Genomic DNA, 18,408 nt, shown 5'->3' with positions numbered 1-18,408 from the left:
CACAACCGAGGTGCACTATTTTTACCCGAGTCGCTAATTTTTGCCGCAAGGTGCTAAGCCGCGAGGAGAGCATGGCCGAAGACGTCGCCATCGCCGAACCAAAGATGACGGTTATCCCGCGTGAGCAGCACACGATTTCCCGCAAAGATATCAGTGAAAATGCCCTCAAGGTCCTCTATCGCCTGAATAAAGCCGGCTATGAGTCATACCTGGTCGGCGGCGGGGTGCGTGACCTGTTGCTGGGCAAAAAGCCAAAAGATTTCGACGTCACCACCAACGCCACGCCGGATCAGGTGCGTAAGCTGTTCCGCAACTGCCGTCTGGTCGGTCGTCGTTTTCGTCTTGCGCACGTGATGTTTGGCCCGGAGATTATCGAGGTCGCCACTTTCCGCGGGCATCATGAAGAGCAGGCTGCCGATCGCACCACTTCCCAGCGTGGCCAGAATGGCATGCTGCTGCGCGATAACATTTTCGGCTCCATCGAAGATGATGCGCAGCGCCGCGATTTCACCATCAACAGCCTCTATTACAGCGTCGCCGATTTTACCGTGCGCGATTATGTGGGCGGGATGCGCGATCTGGAAGACGGCGTGATCCGTCTGATCGGCAATCCGGAAACCCGCTATCGGGAAGATCCGGTGCGTATGCTGCGCGCGGTGCGCTTTGCCGCCAAACTGCATATGCGTATCAGCGACGAAACCGCCGAGCCGATCCCGCGCCTGGCGACGCTCATCAACGACGTGCCGCCGGCGCGCCTGTTTGAAGAGTCCCTCAAGCTTTTGCAGGCGGGCTACGGTTACGAAACCTATAAGCTGCTGCGCGAATACAGCCTTTTCCAGCCGCTGTTCCCGACCATTACCCGCTACTTTACCGAGAGCGGCGATACGCCGATGGAACGCATCATCGATCAGGTGCTGAAGAATACCGATAACCGCATTCATAACGATATGCGCGTCAATCCAGCCTTCCTGTTCGCCGCCATGCTGTGGTATCCGCAGCTGGAAACCGCGCAGCGCATCGCCCAGGAAAGCGGGCTGACCTATCACGACGCCTTTGCGCTGGCGATGAACGATGTGCTCGACGAAGCCTGCCGCACGCTGGCTATTCCGAAACGCATTACCACGCTGGTGCGCGATATCTGGCAGCTACAGCTGCGCATGTCCCGTCGTCAGGGTAAACGCGCCTGGAAGCTGATGGAGCATCCGAAATTCCGCGCCGCCTACGATTTGATGGCGCTGCGTGCCGAAGCGGAAAACAACCACGAACTGCAACGTCTGACGCAGTGGTGGGGTGAATTCCAGGTATCCGCGCCACCGGCGCAAAAAGGCATGCTCGACGTGCTGGACGACGAACCGCAGGAACGTCGCCGTCACCGCCGTCCGCGCAAACGCGCGCCGCGCCGCGAAGGCAGCGCATGACGCTGGCGTATATCGCTATCGGCAGCAATCTGGCCTCACCTCTTGAGCAGGTGAACGCGGCCATCACGGCGCTGGGAGAGATCCCGCACAGCCAGATTGTTGCGCTTTCACCGTTTTACCGCACGCCGCCCCTTGGCCCGCAGGATCAACCCGATTACCTGAACGCCGCCGTCGCGCTTGAAACCACGCTTGATGCCGAAGCCCTGCTCGATCATACCCAGCGTATTGAGCTGGCGCAGGGTCGGGTACGCAAAGCCGAGCGCTGGGGGCCGCGCACCCTCGATCTGGACATCATGCTGTTTGGCGATGAGGTGATTAACACGTCCCGCCTGACGGTTCCCCATTACGACATGCATAACCGTGGCTTTATGCTGTGGCCGCTGTTTGAAATTGCCCCGGAAGCGCTCTTCCCGGACGGCACGCCCCTCGCCTGCGTACTGACGCAGTGCGGCGCGCCAAAACCCGCCCTCTGGTAAATCTCCCCTTGCTTTCGCCTGGCGAAAGCCTGGCTAAAATCATTGTTCGCATCAATGTTACTGATAGAATGCCGGAAGTCTGAAGGCTCCATCAGGAAACGTTATGAAACCAACCACCATCTCCTCGCTACTGAAATGTAAAGAGGAAAAAAAGCGCTTCGCCACCATCACTGCCTATGATTTCAGCTTCGCCAAACTCTTTGCCGAAGAAGGGATCAACGTCATGCTGGTGGGTGATTCGTTAGGGATGACGGTACAAGGACATGATTCCACGCTGCCGGTAACGGTAGAAGATATTGCCTACCACACGCGCGCCGTTCGCCGTGGCGCGCCGCATTGCCTGCTGCTCGCCGACCTGCCGTTTATGGCGTACGCCACGCCTGAACAGGCGTTTGCCAGTTCCGCAGAAGTGATGCGCGCCGGGGCCAACATGGTCAAAATTGAAGGTGGACGCTGGCTGGCGGAGACGGTAAAAATGTTGACCGACCGCGCGGTGCCGGTGTGCGGTCATCTGGGCTTAACCCCGCAGTCGGTGAATATTTTCGGCGGCTATAAAGTGCAGGGCCGGGGCGATGCCGCGCAAACGCTGTTTGACGATGCGCTGGCGTTAGAAGCCGCAGGCGCGCAACTGCTGGTGCTGGAGTGCGTGCCGGTTGAACTGGCGAAACGCATTACCGACGCGCTGCGCATTCCGGTCATCGGTATTGGCGCGGGCAATGTTACCGACGGGCAGATCCTGGTGATGCACGACGCCTTTGGCATTACCGGCGGACATATTCCAAAATTTGCTAAAAACTTCCTCACCGGTACCGGCGATATGCGCGCTGCGGTGCGTCAGTACGTGGAAGAGGTGGAAGCGGGAGTTTATCCCGGCGAAGAGCACAGTTTCCATTAAGGAGTCTTATTGTGTTGATTATCGAAACCCTGCCGCTGCTGCGCCAGCATATCCGCCGTCTGCGTCAGGAAGGTAAACGCATTGCGCTGGTCCCCACTATGGGTAACCTGCACGACGGCCATATGAAGCTGGTGGATGAAGCGCGAAACGCCGCCGATGTGGTGGTGGCGAGCATTTTTGTCAATCCGATGCAGTTTGACCGTGCCGACGATCTGGCGCGTTATCCGCGTACCCTGCAGGACGACTGTGAAAAGCTGAACAAGCGTAAAGTGGACATTGTGTTCGCCCCTGCGCCGGATCAGATTTACCCGCAGGGCACGGAGTCGCAAACCTGGGTGGAAGTGCCGGGCCTGTCGGCGATGCTGGAAGGCGCGAGCCGTCCGGGGCATTTCCGTGGCGTTGCCACTATCGTCAGCAAACTCTTTAACCTGGTGCAGCCGGATGTCGCCTGCTTCGGGGAAAAGGATTATCAGCAGCTGGCGGTGATCCGCAAAATGGTCGCTGACATGGGTTATGACATTGAGATCATCGGCGTGCCGACGGTACGCGCGAAAGATGGACTCGCGCTGAGTTCCCGCAACGGCTATCTCACCAGCGATCAGCGCAAAATCGCGCCGGGTCTGAGCAAGGTGATGAACGCGATGGCGGAAAAACTGCTCGCGGGCGATAACGACATCCATGAGATCGTTGCCGTGGCGGAGCAGGAGCTGAATAACAGCGGTTTTCGCGCCGATGATATTCAGATCCGGGATGCCGATACGCTGCTGGAGGTTTCCCCCGCCAGTAAACGTGCGGTGATCCTGATGGCCGCCTGGCTTGGTCAGGCCCGCCTGATCGATAATAAAGTCGTGGAATTACCTCGCTAGTGCAGGTAAAACCCCCTATCAAACACAGCAACGAAGGTTAACTTTATGATCCGCACTATGCTGCAAGGCAAGCTCCACCGCGTCAAAGTGACGCAGGCTGACCTGCATTACGAAGGCTCCTGCGCCATCGACCAGGATTTCCTTGAGGCGGCTGGTATTCTGGAATACGAAGCCATTGATATTTACAACGTGACTAACGGTAAGCGCTTTTCCACCTATGCGATTGCCGGTGAGCGCGGTTCACGCATCATTTCCGTGAATGGCGCTGCGGCGCACTGCGCGGATGTGGGCGACATTCTGATCATCGCCAGCTACGTCACCATGCCTGATGAGCAGGCGCGCAGCTGGCAGCCGAAAGTGGCCTATTTTGACGGCGACAACGAGATGAAACGCACCGCGAAAGCCGTGCCGGTGCAGGTTGCCTGAGTTAACCCTGTGGCCGGTTAACAATTAACCGCGCCATGGTCTCCAGAGGATCCGTTCTTAGAATATAGAGTCGTTTTAATAAGAACGGATTATCCCCCGGTTTTACCTTTCCCTTCACCGTCGTCACCGCCAGATGAAAGCCCGCGTCCTGGGCCGCTTTCACCGCCTTGCTGTCATAGCCGCCAAACGGGTAGGACAGATACAGGGCATGGGGATTAAACTGCGCCAGCGCGCGGCGGGAGCGCTCAAAATCGAACAATACCACGTGGTAGCTGCGGCTCAGTAAAATGGGATGGCGGCTATTATCCACCCGGTGCAGAAAATGCGTGTGCGACTGGAAATCAAACACATCGCGGATCTGCTGCATTTCTGAAATGCTCATAAACTGTAGCGATTTCGGATCCCACTTTTCTGGCTTACGCTTGATGCGCGAGGTGATGGTAAAGGAGGTGGCTTTAAAACCGTACTGCTTAAGGATCGGGTACGCATAGCGGCTCACCGACTTGAGGCCGTCGTCAAAGGTGATCACCACCGCCCGCGCCGGCAGGTTCATCCGGTTGTGCACGTAGCCTTCCAGCTGAGACATGGTCAGCGTGGTGTATCCCTGATCGCGCAACCACGTCATCTGGTTACTGAAGGCGCGAACGGACGTAGTGGTGGAGGTATGCCGGAAACGGGTATTTTCCTCGTCACGCAGAATGTGGTGATAGGTCAGGATCGGCAGCCCTTCATCCTGCTGGGCGTCCAGCGCGCTGACGTACGCCAGCCGGTTGCCAATGCGGATCTGATACCAGGTCTGGTTCAGACCGTCTTTCAGCTTGCCGATTACCGGATAGCGCAGGTTTTCCACCAGCATGCCAAAGGGCGCGCTGCCGGTGTTGGGGCCGTTATAGACCGGCGTCGGTTTCCAGGTGATCAGGTTCTGATTGCTGAGCGGCTTGTTCAGATCGCCAAGGCTGTCCTCGACCCGCTGTTTTCCCTGCACCGCTTCCAGATGCTGTTTATCAATAAAGCCAGTGCCAAACCCGAAGCGGAATTCGTAATAGTCGGCGGCTGTGGGCGCTACGGCGATGATCTGTCCGGCATTCAGATGCCCGACGGTAATGACTTCATTGCCCACCTGCGCCCAGACGGCGGCATCTTCGGTGGTTTGCATATAACGTTCGGTGGCGGTCGGCTGGCCCAACAGGCTGGCGGAAGCGCTGCCGGAGAGCAGAATCAGCAGAGTAAAAGCGAAACGGATCAGCATGGCTTAACTGTGGTGAGGAAATTCTGCGCGCATTGTAACAAAAGCATTCGTAATACCAATGGATTTCAGCGCCCCCTCTCCGTTAAGAGAGGGGGAACCGGTTAGCTGCGCAGACCGCGCCCGCGCTGTATCAGATACCAGCACAAGGCATAAAACGCCACGATAAACACCACCAGCACGGCAATGGTAGTGATGAGCGGCACATCACTGATGCCGAGGAAACCGAAGCGGAAACCGCTGATCATGTAGACGATCGGGTTTAAGTGCGACAGCGCCTGCCAGAACGGCGGCAGCAGCGTCAGGGAGTAGAACACCCCGCCAAGGTAGGTCAGCGGCGTCAGCACAAAGGTCGGGATCAGGCTGATGTCATCAAAGGTCTTGGCGAATACGGCGTTAAGCAGTCCGGCGAGCGAGAACAGCACCGCCGTCAGCAGCAGCGTCAGGCCGACGAACAGCCAGGAGTGCACCTGGAAGGGCACGAAGAACAGCGAAATCGCCGTCACCAGCACGCCGACGCACAGCCCACGCGCCACGCCGCCGCCCACATAGCCGACAATAATCACATGCGTCGGCACCGGCGCGACCAGCAGTTCTTCAATATTGCGCTGGAACTTGGCGCTGAAGAACGACGAGGCGACGTTGGCGTAAGCATTGGTGATCACCGCCATCATGATTAGACCCGGCACGATAAACTGCATGTAGGTAAAGCCGTGCATTTCGCCAATGCGCGAGCCGATCAGGTTACCGAAGATGATGAAATAGAGCGTCATGGTGATGACCGGCGGCACCAGCGTCTGGATCCAGATACGCATAAAACGCTGAATTTCTTTATGCCAGATGCTTTTCAGCGCGACCCAATAAAGCTGCATCATGCCTGGTCTCCTGTTTTTTCGTTTACCAGCGTGACAAACAGCTCTTCAAGACGGTTCGCTTTGTTACGCATACTTAATACCTGAATACCCTGCGCGCTCAGCTGGCTGAACACGCTATTGATGCCCTGCTCGCGCAGCACTTCGACCTCCAGCGTCGAGGTGTCCACCAGACGATACTGATAGCCTTCCAGCTTCGGCAACGGGCTTTTCGTCGCCAGATCGAGAATAAAGGTTTCGGATTTGAGCTTCGCCAGCAGGGATTTCATGGAGGTGTTTTCCACCAGTTGCCCGTGCTGAATAATGCCGATATTACGGCACAGCATCTCCGCTTCTTCCAGATAGTGGGTGGTCAGAATGATGGTGGTGCCTTTGTCATTCAGATCCTTCAGAAAGCCCCACATGGAGCGACGCAGTTCGATGTCAACGCCCGCGGTCGGCTCGTCAAGGATTAGCAGTTTAGGTTCATGCATCAGGGCGCGGGCAATCATCAGACGACGCTTCATGCCGCCGGAGAGCATACGCGCACGTTCGCCGCGTTTTTCCCACAAATCCAGCTGCTTTAAGTATTTTTCGCTGCGCGCTACCGCTTCGGCACGCTCAACGCCATAGTAACCGGCCTGGTTCACCACAATCTGCTGCACGGTTTCAAACGGGTTAAAGTTGAACTCCTGCGGCACCAGACCGAGCTGGCGTTTGGCGTTGACGACATCTTTTTCAAGGTCGTAACCAAAGACGCTGACCCGTCCGGAAGATTTATTTACCAGCGAACTGATAATGCCGATGGTGGTTGACTTACCGGCGCCGTTTGGCCCGAGTAGCGCATAGAAATCCCCTGCTTCTACTTGTAAATCAATACCCCGCAGCGCCTGAACGCCGCCCGGGTAGGTTTTTTTAAGCTGCTCAAGCTCCAGTGCAATGGTCATGACTGCTTTCTTACCTTTTTTCTTACACTCTATGTGTGGTTTAAAAAAAAATGGAGTTGACCTATATTAGCTCAACGCTATTACTTGGTTACAGGTCGTTAACCTCAATGAAAGACATAGATACACTCATTAGTAACAATGCACTATGGTCAAAAATGCTGGTCGAAGAGGATCCGGGATTTTTTGAGACATTAGCACAGGCACAGAAACCGCGCTTTTTATGGATTGGCTGTTCAGACAGCCGCGTTCCGGCTGAGCGCCTGACCGGTCTTGAACCCGGTGAGTTATTTGTTCACCGAAACGTTGCCAACCTGGTGATCCACACCGATCTGAACTGCCTGTCGGTCGTCCAGTACGCGGTGGATGTGCTGGAAGTTGAGCACATCATCATCTGCGGTCACTACGGCTGCGGCGGTGTGCAGGCGGCGGTGGAAAACCCGGAACTGGGCCTGATCAACAACTGGCTGCTGCACATCCGTGACATCTGGTTTAAACATAGCGCACTGCTTAACGAAATGCCGGAAGAGCGTCGTCTGGATACCCTGTGTGAGCTGAACGTGATGGAGCAGGTGTATAACCTGGGCCACTCAACCATCATGCAGTCAGCGTGGAAGCGCGGCCAGAACGTGACCATTCACGGCTGGGCGTACGGTATTCACGACGGTCTGCTGCGCGATCTGGAAGTAACCGCCACCAACCGCGACACGCTGGAATCGCGTTACCGCCAGGGGCTGTCCAACATTAGCCAGAAGCACATTAATCACAAATAAGATTCGTTATGTTTTTATGCCGGGTGGCGGCTTCGCCTTACCCGGCCTACGTAACGACGAACTGACATGTAGGCCCGGTAAGCGTAGCGCCACCGGGCTTTTTTACGCTTACTCGTCCTGCATCACCACTTTGCCGATGTACGGCAGATGACGATAGCGCTGGGCGTAATCAATGCCGTAACCCACCACGAACTCATCCGGGATCGAGAAACCGACAAATTCCACCGGCACCGTCACTTCACGGCGGGACGGTTTATCCAGCAGGGTACAAATCGCCAGGGATTTTGGCTCGCGCAGGCTCAGGATCTCGCGCACTTTCGACAGCGTGTTGCCGGAGTCGATAATGTCTTCGACGATCAGCACGTCTTTACCGCGGATATCTTCATCCAGGTCTTTGAGAATTTTTACGTCGCGCGTGGTGGACATGCCGCTGCCGTAGCTGGAGGCGGTCATAAAATCGACTTCATGAGGCACCTGCACTTCACGACACAGATCCGCCATAAACATAAACGAGCCGCGTAACAGGCCCACCAGCACCATCTCGCTGCCGCTGTCCTTATAGTGCTCAGTGATTTGACGACCCAGTTCGGTAATGCGCGCTTTGATCTCGGCTTCCGGGATCATCACTTCAACAGTATGTTTCATTTCTCTAACCGTATGATTTAAAAAACAATCACTCAATGCGGATAGCGTATCGTCCGGCATCAATTCATAAGCGCGTCAGTATACCAGTAAATGCCCCCGGCCGGGGGACGAGATAATAAAAGCCAGAATTGTGATGACTGTCACACTTGTTAAATCCTATAATTAATTGCTTCCAAAATATTAACAAAATGAGATGAGTGTCTTTTATGGCAGAAAATAAACCGCATCCGTCACGCACACTCGTGACGATCACCGCGCTGTTCGCCGCTTTCTGCGGACTATACCTGCTTATCGGGGGCGCCTGGCTGGTCGCGATTGGCGGCTCCTGGTACTACCCTGTCGCCGGGCTGGTGATGCTCGCCGTCACCTGGCTGCTGTGGCGCAGCAAGCGCTCAGCGCTGTGGGTCTACGCCGCGCTGTTACTGGGTACGATGATTTGGGGCGTATGGGAAGTCGGCTTTGACTTCTGGGCCTTAACCCCACGCAGCGATATTCTGGTCTTCTTCGGTATCTGGCTGATCCTGCCGTTCGTCTGGCGTCGTCTGCTGGTGCCTTCCCGCGGCGCAGTAGCGGCGCTGGTTGTGGCGCTGCTGGTTAGCGGCGCGATGCTGACCTGGGCAGGCTTTAACGATCCGCAGGAAGTGAACGGCACCCTGAGCGCCGACGCCACGCCGGCAGAGCCGATTTCCCAGGTGGCCGACGCCGACTGGCCAGCCTATGGCCGTAATCAGGAAGGCCAGCGTTACTCCCCGCTGAAGCAGATCAACGTCGATAACGTTAAGGATCTGAAAGAAGCCTGGGTGTTCCGCACCGGCGATCTGAAACAGCCTAACGATCCGGGTGAATTGACCAACGAAGTGACGCCGATTAAAGTCGGCAACATGCTTTATCTCTGCACCGCGCACCAGCGTCTGTTTGCGCTGGACGCAGCGACCGGTAAAGAGAAGTGGCACTTTGATCCGCAGCTGAATACTAATACCTCGTTCCAGCACGTTACCTGCCGTGGTGTTTCTTACCACGAAGCGCGCGCCGACAATGCCAGCCCGGAAGTGATCGCAGACTGTCCGCGCCGCATCATGTTACCGGTGAACGATGGCCGTCTGTTCGCCATCAACGCCGATAACGGTAAGCTGTGCGAAACCTTTGCCAACAAAGGTATTCTGAACCTGCAAACCAACATGCCGGATACCACGCCGGGTCTGTACGAACCGACTTCGCCGCCGATCATTACCGATAAAACTATCGTGATTGCCGGTTCCGTCACCGATAACTTCTCCACCCGCGAAACGTCCGGCGTGATCCGTGGTTTTGATGTGAACACCGGTAAACTGCTGTGGGCCTTCGATCCGGGCGCGAAAGATCCGAACGCTATCCCGTCTGACGAACATAGCTTCACCTTTAACTCGCCGAACTCCTGGGCCCCGGCGGCCTATGACGCCAAGCTGGATCTGGTCTATCTGCCGATGGGCGTGAGCACCCCGGACATCTGGGGCGGCAACCGTACGCCGGAGCAGGAGCGTTATGCCAGTTCCGTGCTGGCGCTGAACGCCACCACCGGTAAACTGGCCTGGAGCTATCAGACCGTTCACCACGATCTGTGGGATATGGATTTACCGGCCCAGCCGACGCTGGCGGATATTACCGTTAACGGTAAAACCGTACCGGTGATCTACGCGCCGGCGAAAACCGGTAACATCTTCGTGCTGGATCGTCGTAATGGCGAGCCGGTTGTCCCGGCACCGGAAAAACCGGTTCCGCAGGGCGCGGCGAAAGGCGATTACGTTACCAAAACCCAGCCGTTCTCTGAGCTGAGCTTCCGTCCGAAGAAAGATCTGACCGGTGCGGATATGTGGGGCGCGACCATGTTTGACCAGCTGGTCTGTCGCGTTATGTTCCATCAGCTGCGCTATGAAGGCATCTTCACCCCGCCGTCCGAGCAGGGCACGCTGGTGTTCCCGGGTAACCTCGGTATGTTCGAGTGGGGCGGTATTTCCGTCGATCCGAACCGTCAGGTGGCGATTGCTAACCCGATGGCGCTGCCGTTTGTTTCCAAACTGATGCCGCGCGGTCCGGGCAATCCGATGGAACAGCCGAAAGACGCGAAAGGCAGCGGTACCGAAGCCGGGATCCAGCCGCAGTACGGCGTGCCGTATGGCGTGACGCTGAACCCGTTCCTGTCGCCGTTTGGTCTGCCGTGTAAACAGCCTGCCTGGGGTTATATCTCCGCGCTGGATCTGAAAACCAACGACGTAGTGTGGAAAAAACGTATTGGTACGCCGCAGGACAGCCTGCCGTTCCCGATGCCGATCCCGGTGCCGTTCAATATGGGTATGCCGATGCTGGGCGGTCCGATTTCCACCGCCGGTAACGTGCTGTTTATCGCCGCTACCGCCGATAACTACCTGCGCGCTTACAACATGAGCAACGGTGAGAAACTGTGGCAGGGCCGTCTGCCGGCGGGTGGTCAGGCGACGCCGATGACCTATGAAGTGAATGGCAAACAGTATGTAGTCATTTCCGCCGGTGGTCACGGTTCGTTTGGCACCAAAATGGGCGACTATATTGTGGCCTATGCGCTGCCGGATGAGGCGAAGTAATAGTAAAAAATGCCCGGTTCGCTAAGCGTTCCGGGCAGCCCTGTTAAGCATACCGGGTGAGGCGACGCCGCCACCCGGTTTTTTTATACCGTAAACCCAAGCATCATCCCCGTATCTTCATGCTCGAGCAGATGACAGTGCGCCATATAGGCCTGCGCTTTCGGAGCGTCATAGTCAAACTTCACCAGCACTTCGCTGCGCGCGCCAAATACGTTGACGATATCTTTCCAGCCTGCGCGATGCGCCGCGGGCGGCTTGCCGTTCTCTGACAGAATGCGGAACTGCGTGCCGTGGATATGGAACGGATGCAGCATCATGTCCCCCTCCCCGGAAATCACCCAGCGCTCGTACTGCCCTTTGGTCGCGGCAAAGGCCGGGGTGTTCATGTCGAAGGCTTTACCGTTAATCATATTGCCATGGCGGAAATCAACGCCCTGCCCGCCATGGTTCATGCCGCCGTGATCCATACTGCCGTGATCCATCCCGCCATGACTCATGTGCCCCGCCATGCCGGTCATCGCCTGATCGCCATATTTTTTCTGTAGCGCCTGCATTCCCATCATGTCGAGCATTGGATCCATCGACAGCTGGAGCGTGCGCTGCGTCAGGCCATCCAGCGGCGGCAGCGATGGCATGGTCGCGAGGGTATCAGGCAGCTCGCCGGACGCCACAACGGTCAGCGGCTGAATATGCAGCACCGGCTGCGGCTTGTCGAAAGGCGCAACCGCCATGCCCATCTGGCTGACCGGCAGGGTGATCAGGTCGAAGTCTTTCCCGTCGCGGGTCTCCACCAGCACTTCAAAACGCTCCCCCGGCAGCATCGGCAGCTCGGCAACTTTCACCGGCTCCGCCAGCAGGCCGCCATCGCTGGCAATCACATAGAGCGGGCGCTTGTCGCTGGTGGCGAAGTTAAGCGAGCGGGCGTTGCAGCCGTTCAGCAGACGCAGGCGCAGCAAGCCGCGCGGGGCGGCATGCCGGGGATAGATCGCACCATTGGCGAGCAGCGTATCGCCAAACCAGCCGACCGCCGCGCTCATGATGTCCAGCTGATAGTCGATCTGCCCGTCGGCGTTAAAACGCTTGTCCTGTACGATCACCGGAACGTCATCAATACCCCACTGTTGCGGCAGACGCAGCATGCGGCTCTCGTCATCTTCGATCAGCACCAGCCCGGCCAGCCCCATCGCCACCTGATGACCGGTTTTTGCGTGCTGATGAGGATGGAACCAGCAGGTGGCCGCGCGCTGGCTGGGGGTAAAGCTGACGGTACGCTGGCCGCCGGGCTTGATAATGCCCTGCGGTCCGCCATCCACCTCGCCCGGCACTTCCAGGCCATGCCAGTGAACCGTCGTTTCTTCCGCCAGCCGGTTGTTGATCTCAATGGTCACCGCCTTACCCTGGCGCAGTTTGATCGCCGGACCTAGCAGATTACCGTTATAGCCCCAGGTGGCGGCGTTTTTCCCGGCGAAGGCGGTGGTGCCAGCCTGCGCCCGTAACTGAATGCGGCTCTGCGCGTCCGGCGTCAGCAGCGCCGGGATTGGCAGAGCTTGCGGCGCGGCGGCAAAGGCCGCTTTCGTCCATCCCGGTAGCGCGCTCATCGCGCCCAGCGCAGCGGAGTATTTTATAAAATCACGACGTTGCATCTTTATTCCCTTTTTAAAGCCTGGCGAGCTTTTGAGCATAAACCCTGCCCTTGCGGTAAGGTCAAGCGAACCTCTAATAATAAAGATCGTCGCCCTGCCCCCAAGTATGCTAACGTTAAATTTCCTCGATGTTCCGGTAGAAATAATGAAGACGTTTTTCAGAACAATTACGTTCGCCAGCCTGCTGGCTGTATCAGCAAATAGTTATGCACTCAGTGAGTCAGAAGCCGAAGACATGGCCGATTTAACGGCGGTGTTTGTATTCCTGAAAAACGACTGTGGCTACCAGAATTTACCGAACGGTCAGATCCGTCGCGCGCTGGTGTTTTTCGCCCAGCAGAATCAGTGGGATCTGAGCAACTACGAGAGCTTTGACATGAAAGCGCTGGGGGAAGACAGCTACCGCGACCTCAGCGGCATTGGCATCGCCACGGATAAAAAATGCAAAGCGCTGGCGCGTGATTCCCTGAGCCTGCTTGCCTACGTGAAATAACCCTTCCTCTGCCCCTTCTGCGGGGCAGGGATTTATAGCCGTGCATCCCCGTCACTAGTTAGCTATCATGTTACGCCCGTTTTATATGGGTGTTAACGAAGGAGCGAGCAATGACTGATAGCAAACTGTGGCACGAAACGCTGCATGACCAGTTCGGGCAGTACTTCGCCGTGGACAAGGTGCTGTACCACGAAAAAACCGATCATCAGGATCTGATTATCTTTGAAAACGCCGCATTCGGGCGCGTAATGGCGCTGGATGGCGTGGTGCAAACCACCGAGCGGGATGAGTTCATTTATCATGAAATGATGACCCACGTACCGCTGCTGGCGCACGGTCATGCGAAGCATGTGCTGATCATCGGCGGCGGCGACGGCGCGATGCTGCGCGAAGTGAGCCGTCATAAGAGTATCGAAACCATCACCATGGTGGAGATCGACGCGGGCGTCGTGTCATTCTGCCGCCAGTATTTGCCGAATCATAATGCCGGGGCTTATGACGATCCGCGCTTTACGCTGGTGATTGACGACGGCGTCAATTTTGTTAACCAGACCGCGCAAACCTTTGATGTGATCATCTCTGACTGCACCGATCCCATCGGGCCTGGCGAAAGTCTGTTTACCTCGGCATTTTACGAAGGCTGCAAGCGTTGCCTGAATCCTGGCGGTATTTTCGTCGCGCAAAACGGCGTGAGCTTTTTGCAGCAGGATGAAGCCATCGACAGTCACCGTAAACTCAGCCATTACTTTGACGATGTGAGTTTTTATCAGGCCGCCATTCCCACCTATTACGGTGGTGTGATGACCTTCGCCTGGGCGACGGACAACGGCGCGCTGCGTCATCTTTCTACCGGCATTATTCAGGCGCGTTTCCACAGCGCAAACCTGACGTGTCGTTATTACAATCCGGCAGTACACACGGCGGCGTTCGCGTTACCACAATATTTGCACGATGCACTGTTTGCGCAGTGATCCTAAGGGGGTGATAAAAATTGAAAAAGCTTAAACTACATGGCTTTAATAACCTGACCAAAAGCCTGAGTTTTTGTATTTACGATATCTGTTATGCCAATACGGCTGAAGAGCGCGATGGTTATATCGCCTATATCGATGAACTCTATAACGCCAATCGACTGACGGAGATCCTGACGGAAACCTGTTCGATTATTGGCGCGAATATCCTGAATATCGCCCGTCAGGATTATGAGCCGCAGGGCGCCAGCGTGACGATCCTCGTCAGCGAAGAGCCCGTTGAACCGCATCTGATCGACAACACTGAACATCCTGGCCCGCTGCCGGAAACCGTGGTAGCTCACCTCGACAAGAGCCATATCTGCGTTCACACCTACCCGGAAAGCCATCCGGAGGGCGGACTGTGCACCTTCCGCGCGGATATTGAAGTCTCGACCTGTGGGGTGATTTCACCGCTGAAAGCCCTGAATTATTTAATCCACCAGCTTGAGTCCGATATTGTGACCGTTGACTATCGCGTGCGCGGCTTTACCCGCGACGTGTCGGGTAAAAAACACTTTATCGATCATGAAATCAATTCGATTCAGAACTTCCTGTCCGATGACATGAAAGCGCTGTATGACATGGTGGATGTAAACGTTTATCAGGAAAATATCTTCCACACCAAGATGTTGCTGAAAGAATTCGACCTGAAACACTATATGTTCCACACCCGCCCGGAAGATCTCACCGCCGACGAGCGTAAAGTGATCACCGAAGCGCTGTGGAAAGAGATGCGCGAAATCTATTACGGCCGCAATATTCCCGCCGTGTAAGACCGGTTTACGGAGCAGGGACGCTCCGTGATGATTATTTCTGCTGCAGGAATTCGCGGTACGCTTTTACCACCTGCAGGAAATCCTCAACGCCGCACAGCGACAGGCTCTCCTCGTCGTAGTAATTCATCCCCTCCTCCATCTCGTCGCCGGAAAACTCCAGCTGGTTGGCGCGCACGATGATCTCTTCGCCGTCCATCCACAGGGTGTATTCGTGTCCGACGCGCTGCCACTGACGCTCGCTGCCTTTCACTGTCCGCGCCGCCGCTTCCACTTCATCAAGCAGGGCGAGGTTCTCTTTCACTTCTTCATTAAACCAGTGACCGACCACCTCGTGGCCCATCGACATGCGTACCTTCACCACGCCGGTGATATCACGCAAAAATTCGTAATCCATGATGCATTCCTCTGATCCAGCAATGGGGTAATTATCGCAGCAGCGGGAAAGAAAAACAGCGGGACGGGCGGAGGATATAGAAATAAAAAGGGTGAGCGCGGATCACCGCCCTCACCCTTGTTTTCTCACCAGTGGAGAATGCTCACTTATACGGCAGTCTGGAAGATCACCGCGTCAGCTTTTTCGGTGTACTGACCGAGTTTGTCGAAGTTCAGATAGCGATAGGTGTCTACCGCGGTCTTATCGACCTGCGCCATATAGGTCTGGTACTCCTCCGGCGTCGGCAGTTTGCCGAGCAGGGAAGAGACCGCCGCCAGCTCTGCGGACGCCAGGAACACGTTCGCGCCGGTGCCCAGACGGTTCGGGAAGTTACGCGTCGAAGTGGACACTACCGTTGAGCCGTCTGCCACACGCGCCTGGTTACCCATGCACAGTGAACAGCCCGGGATCTCAACGCGCGCGCCACTCTTACCAAACACGCTGTAGTAGCCCTCTTCGGTGAGCTGCGCGGCATCCATACGGGTTGGCGGCGCGACCCACAGACGGGTCGGCAGCTGGCCTTTATGGTTGTCCAGCAGCTTACCGGCCGCGCGGAAGTGACCGATGTTGGTCATGCACGAACCGATAAACACTTCGTCAATCTTCTCACCCGCCACGTCAGACAGCAGACGCGCATCATCCGGATCGTTCGGTGCACACAGGATCGGCTCTTTGATATCTGCCAGATCGATGTCGATCACTGCCGCGTATTCGGCGTCAGCATCGGCTTCCATCAGCTGCGGATCCGCCAGCCATTTTTCCATGCCCTGAATACGACGCTCCAGCGTACGGCGGTCGCCGTAGCCTTCCGCAATCATCCACTTCAGCAGGACGATGTTGGAGGTCAGGTATTCTTCAATCGGCGCTTTATCAAGCTTGATAGTACAGCCCGCCGCAGAACGTTCCGCTGACGCATCCGCCAGTTCAAACGCCTGCTCTACTTTCAGCTCCGGCAGCCCTTCGATTTCCAGGATGCGACCAGAGAAGATGTTTTTCTTCCCTTTCTTCTCAACGGTCAGCAGACCCTGGCGAATGGCATACAGCGGGATGGCGTGCACCAGATCGCGCAGGGTGATACCCGGCTGCATCTGGCCTTTAAAGCGCACCAGCACAGATTCCGGCATATCCAGCGGCATCACGCCGGTCGCGGCGGCGAAGGCCACCAGACCAGAGCCTGCCGGGAAGGAGATGCCAATCGGGAAACGGGTATGGGAGTCACCGCCGGTACCCACGGTATCCGGCAGCAGCATACGGTTCAGCCATGAGTGGATGATGCCGTCGCCCGGACGCAGCGAGACGCCGCCGCGGTTCATAATAAAGTCCGGCAGCGTGTGGTGTGTGGTGACGTCCACTGGCTTCGGATAGGCCGCGGTGTGGCAGAAGGACTGCATCACCAGATCGGCAGAGAAGCCCAGACAGGCCAGGTCTTTCAGTTCATCACGGGTCATCGGCCCGGTGGTGTCCTGCGAGCCCACCGAGGTCATTTTCGGTTCGCAGTATTCGCCAGGGCGAACGCCCTTCACGCCACAGGCGCGGCCCACCATTTTCTGCGCCAGTGAGAAACCTTTATCGCTCGCCGCAACCGGCTTAGCAATACGGAAGACTTCACTGTGCGGCAGACCCAGCGCTTCACGCGCTTTGGTGGTCAGGCCACGGCCGATGATCAGCGGGATGCGGCCACCGGCGCGCACTTCGTCGATCAGCACGTCGGTTTTCAGTTCAAAGTTCGCCAGCAGTTCGCCAGTTTCGTGGTTACGCACTTCGCCTTTGAACGGGTAGACGTCAATCACGTCGCCCATGTTCAGCGCGTTCACGTCCACTTCAATCGGCAGCGCGCCGGCATCTTCCATGGTGTTGAAGAAGATTGGCGCGATTTTGCCGCCCAGCACCAGACCGCCGCCGCGCTTGTTCGGCACGTTCGGAATGTCGTCGCCCATAAACCAGAGTACGGAGTTGGTGGCGGATTTACGGGATGAACCGGTACCGACCACGTCGCCCACGTAGGCCAGCGGGAAGCCTTTTTTGTTCAGCTCTTCGATCTGTTTGATCGGGCCAACGCTACCCGGCTGATCCGGCACAATGCCTTCACGGGCGTTTTTCAGCATCGCCAGCGCGTGCAGCGGAATATCCGGGCGCGACCAGGCATCCGGCGCCGGAGAGAGATCGTCGGTGTTGGTTTCGCCGGTCACTTTAAAGACGGTGACGGTAATTTTTTCAGCCAGCGGTGGACGGCTCAGGAACCATTCTGCCTCGGCCCAGGAGTGCATCACCTGCTGTGCGTAAGCGTTGCCCGCTTTGGCTTTCTCTTCCACGTCGTAGAAGTTGTCGAACATCAGCAGCGTGTGGGACAGCGCTTTGGCGGCACCCGGCGCCAGCTTAGCATCGTCCAGCGCGTCAATCAGCGGATGGATGTTGTAACCACCCTGCATGGTGCCCAGCAGTTCAATGGCTTTTTCCGGAGTGACCAGCGGAGAGGCGGTTTCGCCTTTGGCGACGGCTGCAAGGAAACCGGCTTTAACGTAGGCGGCTTCATCAACGCCCGGCGGGACACGGTTGGCTAACAGATCTAACAGGAATTCTTCTTCGCCCACTGGCGGGGACTTCAGCAGCTCGACCAGCGCAGCCATTTGCGTGGCATCTAAGGGTTTTGGTGCAATCCCTTCAGCGGCACGTTCAGCTACGTGCTTACGGTATTCTTCTAGCACGACGGTTCTCCTCGCTCTCATTGTCATAGTGCGGCCGGCAGTTTCTTCACGCTCCTGTGAGACAGCAGTTTGTAGGGTAAAAGCCCGGTACCGCGACGGGCAGCATAGCAGGATTTAAAGGGGGTGTTAATCTGTTTACAAAAAAGCAACATTAAAAATTAGCTGAATCGTTACGGGCGATACACCTCTCTTTCACAGGGCTTCTCCG

The 18,408-nt window shown here is 56.7% G+C and carries 17 protein-coding genes; 10 read left to right on the top strand and 7 right to left on the bottom strand.

The window, feature by feature from the left end; translation table 11 throughout:
* Window positions 1-17 precede the first annotated feature (17 nt).
* The 5 genes from pcnB (at window position 18) to panD (ending at window position 4,081) form a co-directional block, all read left to right on the top strand.
* A complete protein-coding gene (pcnB, locus tag BMF08_RS09465) occupies window positions 18-1,418 on the top strand; it encodes a polynucleotide adenylyltransferase PcnB (RefSeq protein ID WP_099458817.1) in 1,401 nt (466 codons plus the stop codon).
* Complete coding sequence (folK, locus tag BMF08_RS09460; RefSeq protein WP_072570674.1) at window positions 1,415-1,894, top strand: 2-amino-4-hydroxy-6-hydroxymethyldihydropteridine diphosphokinase; 480 nt, start codon at window positions 1,415-1,417, stop codon at window positions 1,892-1,894. Before pcnB ends, folK begins: the two co-directional genes overlap by 4 nt.
* Window positions 1,895-1,997: 103 nt before the next feature.
* The gene (gene panB, locus BMF08_RS09455) at window positions 1,998-2,789 is read left to right on the top strand and encodes a 3-methyl-2-oxobutanoate hydroxymethyltransferase (protein ID WP_072570672.1); all 792 of its coding nucleotides are present in this window, start codon (window positions 1,998-2,000) and stop codon (window positions 2,787-2,789) included.
* Between the two features lie 11 nt (window positions 2,790-2,800).
* On the top strand, window positions 2,801-3,655 hold the full coding sequence (gene panC / locus BMF08_RS09450) for a pantoate--beta-alanine ligase (protein WP_072570670.1): 855 nt from the start codon (window positions 2,801-2,803) through the stop codon (window positions 3,653-3,655).
* 45 nt (window positions 3,656-3,700) lie between these two features.
* Window positions 3,701-4,081 carry an aspartate 1-decarboxylase gene (panD, locus tag BMF08_RS09445; RefSeq protein WP_039078406.1) on the top strand — a complete coding sequence of 127 codons (381 nt, stop codon included), beginning with the start codon at window positions 3,701-3,703 and terminating at the stop codon, window positions 4,079-4,081.
* Window position 4,082: 1 nt separating this feature from the next.
* Here panD and BMF08_RS09440 read toward each other — a convergent pair whose 3' ends face one another.
* The 3 genes from BMF08_RS09440 to BMF08_RS09430 all read right to left on the bottom strand — a co-directional run bounded on the left by BMF08_RS09440 (window position 4,083) and on the right by BMF08_RS09430 (window position 7,125).
* Window positions 4,083-5,330 (bottom strand): polysaccharide deacetylase family protein, encoded by a 1,248-nt coding sequence (locus BMF08_RS09440; RefSeq protein ID WP_072570668.1) that lies wholly within the window; start codon window positions 5,328-5,330, stop codon window positions 4,083-4,085.
* Between the two features lie 101 nt (window positions 5,331-5,431).
* Complete coding sequence (locus tag BMF08_RS09435; RefSeq protein ID WP_072570667.1) at window positions 5,432-6,202, bottom strand: ABC transporter permease; 771 nt, start codon at window positions 6,200-6,202, stop codon at window positions 5,432-5,434.
* Window positions 6,199-7,125 (bottom strand): ABC transporter ATP-binding protein, encoded by a 927-nt coding sequence (locus tag BMF08_RS09430; RefSeq protein WP_072570665.1) that lies wholly within the window; start codon window positions 7,123-7,125, stop codon window positions 6,199-6,201. Before BMF08_RS09430 ends, BMF08_RS09435 begins: the two co-directional genes overlap by 4 nt.
* A gap of 107 nt (window positions 7,126-7,232) precedes the next feature.
* Between BMF08_RS09430 and can the strand changes: the two genes are divergently transcribed.
* Window positions 7,233-7,895 carry a carbonate dehydratase gene (can, locus tag BMF08_RS09425; protein WP_072570664.1) on the top strand — a complete coding sequence of 221 codons (663 nt, stop codon included), beginning with the start codon at window positions 7,233-7,235 and terminating at the stop codon, window positions 7,893-7,895.
* 108 nt (window positions 7,896-8,003) lie between these two features.
* Here the strand turns inward: can and hpt are convergent, their stop codons facing one another.
* Window positions 8,004-8,540: a hypoxanthine phosphoribosyltransferase gene (gene hpt / locus BMF08_RS09420; RefSeq protein WP_072570662.1), complete on the bottom strand. Its 537-nt coding sequence runs from the start codon at window positions 8,538-8,540 to the stop codon at window positions 8,004-8,006.
* A gap of 206 nt (window positions 8,541-8,746) precedes the next feature.
* On the opposite strand from hpt, the gene BMF08_RS09415 reads away from it, so the two are divergent.
* Window positions 8,747-11,137 carry a glucose/quinate/shikimate family membrane-bound PQQ-dependent dehydrogenase gene (locus BMF08_RS09415; protein ID WP_072570660.1) on the top strand — a complete coding sequence of 797 codons (2,391 nt, stop codon included), beginning with the start codon at window positions 8,747-8,749 and terminating at the stop codon, window positions 11,135-11,137.
* A gap of 83 nt (window positions 11,138-11,220) precedes the next feature.
* On the opposite strand, the gene cueO is transcribed toward BMF08_RS09415, so the two are convergent.
* The gene (cueO, locus tag BMF08_RS09410; RefSeq protein WP_072570659.1) at window positions 11,221-12,780 is read right to left on the bottom strand and encodes a multicopper oxidase CueO; all 1,560 of its coding nucleotides are present in this window, start codon (window positions 12,778-12,780) and stop codon (window positions 11,221-11,223) included.
* A gap of 145 nt (window positions 12,781-12,925) precedes the next feature.
* On the opposite strand from cueO, the gene BMF08_RS09405 reads away from it, so the two are divergent.
* The 3 genes from BMF08_RS09405 (at window position 12,926) to speD (ending at window position 15,059) form a co-directional block, all read left to right on the top strand.
* Window positions 12,926-13,273, top strand: coding sequence for a YacC family pilotin-like protein (locus BMF08_RS09405; protein ID WP_083580984.1), 348 nt, complete (start codon window positions 12,926-12,928; stop codon window positions 13,271-13,273).
* Window positions 13,274-13,383: 110 nt separating this feature from the next.
* Window positions 13,384-14,244: a polyamine aminopropyltransferase gene (gene speE / locus BMF08_RS09400; protein WP_072570655.1), complete on the top strand. Its 861-nt coding sequence runs from the start codon at window positions 13,384-13,386 to the stop codon at window positions 14,242-14,244.
* Between the two features lie 20 nt (window positions 14,245-14,264).
* Window positions 14,265-15,059 carry an adenosylmethionine decarboxylase gene (gene speD / locus BMF08_RS09395; protein ID WP_072570653.1) on the top strand — a complete coding sequence of 265 codons (795 nt, stop codon included), beginning with the start codon at window positions 14,265-14,267 and terminating at the stop codon, window positions 15,057-15,059.
* 34 nt (window positions 15,060-15,093) lie between these two features.
* Here the strand turns inward: speD and yacL are convergent, their stop codons facing one another.
* Window positions 15,094-15,456, bottom strand: coding sequence for a protein YacL (gene yacL, locus BMF08_RS09390; protein ID WP_072570651.1), 363 nt, complete (start codon window positions 15,454-15,456; stop codon window positions 15,094-15,096).
* Between the two features lie 146 nt (window positions 15,457-15,602).
* Window positions 15,603-18,200: a bifunctional aconitate hydratase 2/2-methylisocitrate dehydratase gene (gene acnB, locus BMF08_RS09385; RefSeq protein WP_099458813.1), complete on the bottom strand. Its 2,598-nt coding sequence runs from the start codon at window positions 18,198-18,200 to the stop codon at window positions 15,603-15,605.
* Window positions 18,201-18,408 lie beyond the last annotated feature (208 nt).

Origin of the sequence: Enterobacter sp. SA187, assembly GCF_001888805.2 — a bacterium.
GTDB lineage: Bacteria > Pseudomonadota > Gammaproteobacteria > Enterobacterales > Enterobacteriaceae > Enterobacter_D.
The sequence above is the reverse complement of the archived record's forward strand: the minus strand, read 5'-3'. Positions and strand labels throughout refer to the sequence as shown.

Excerpts from the sequence above, each read along its gene's own strand:
- folK (WP_072570674.1), top strand. The coding sequence starts at position 1,415 with ATGACGCTGGCGTATATCGCTATCGGCAGCAATCTGGCCTCACCTCTT.
- panB (WP_072570672.1), top strand. The coding sequence starts at position 1,998 with ATGAAACCAACCACCATCTCCTCGCTACTGAAATGTAAAGAGGAAAAA.
- panD (WP_039078406.1), top strand. The coding sequence starts at position 3,701 with ATGATCCGCACTATGCTGCAAGGCAAGCTCCACCGCGTCAAAGTGACG.
- BMF08_RS09440 (WP_072570668.1), bottom strand. The coding sequence starts at position 5,330 with ATGCTGATCCGTTTCGCTTTTACTCTGCTGATTCTGCTCTCCGGCAGC.
- BMF08_RS09435 (WP_072570667.1), bottom strand. The coding sequence starts at position 6,202 with ATGATGCAGCTTTATTGGGTCGCGCTGAAAAGCATCTGGCATAAAGAA.
- BMF08_RS09430 (WP_072570665.1), bottom strand. The coding sequence starts at position 7,125 with ATGACCATTGCACTGGAGCTTGAGCAGCTTAAAAAAACCTACCCGGGC.
- can (WP_072570664.1), top strand. The coding sequence starts at position 7,233 with ATGAAAGACATAGATACACTCATTAGTAACAATGCACTATGGTCAAAA.
- hpt (WP_072570662.1), bottom strand. The coding sequence starts at position 8,540 with ATGAAACATACTGTTGAAGTGATGATCCCGGAAGCCGAGATCAAAGCG.
- BMF08_RS09415 (WP_072570660.1), top strand. The coding sequence starts at position 8,747 with ATGGCAGAAAATAAACCGCATCCGTCACGCACACTCGTGACGATCACC.
- cueO (WP_072570659.1), bottom strand. The coding sequence starts at position 12,780 with ATGCAACGTCGTGATTTTATAAAATACTCCGCTGCGCTGGGCGCGATG.
- BMF08_RS09405 (WP_083580984.1), top strand. The coding sequence starts at position 12,926 with ATGAAGACGTTTTTCAGAACAATTACGTTCGCCAGCCTGCTGGCTGTA.
- speE (WP_072570655.1), top strand. The coding sequence starts at position 13,384 with ATGACTGATAGCAAACTGTGGCACGAAACGCTGCATGACCAGTTCGGG.
- yacL (WP_072570651.1), bottom strand. The coding sequence starts at position 15,456 with ATGGATTACGAATTTTTGCGTGATATCACCGGCGTGGTGAAGGTACGC.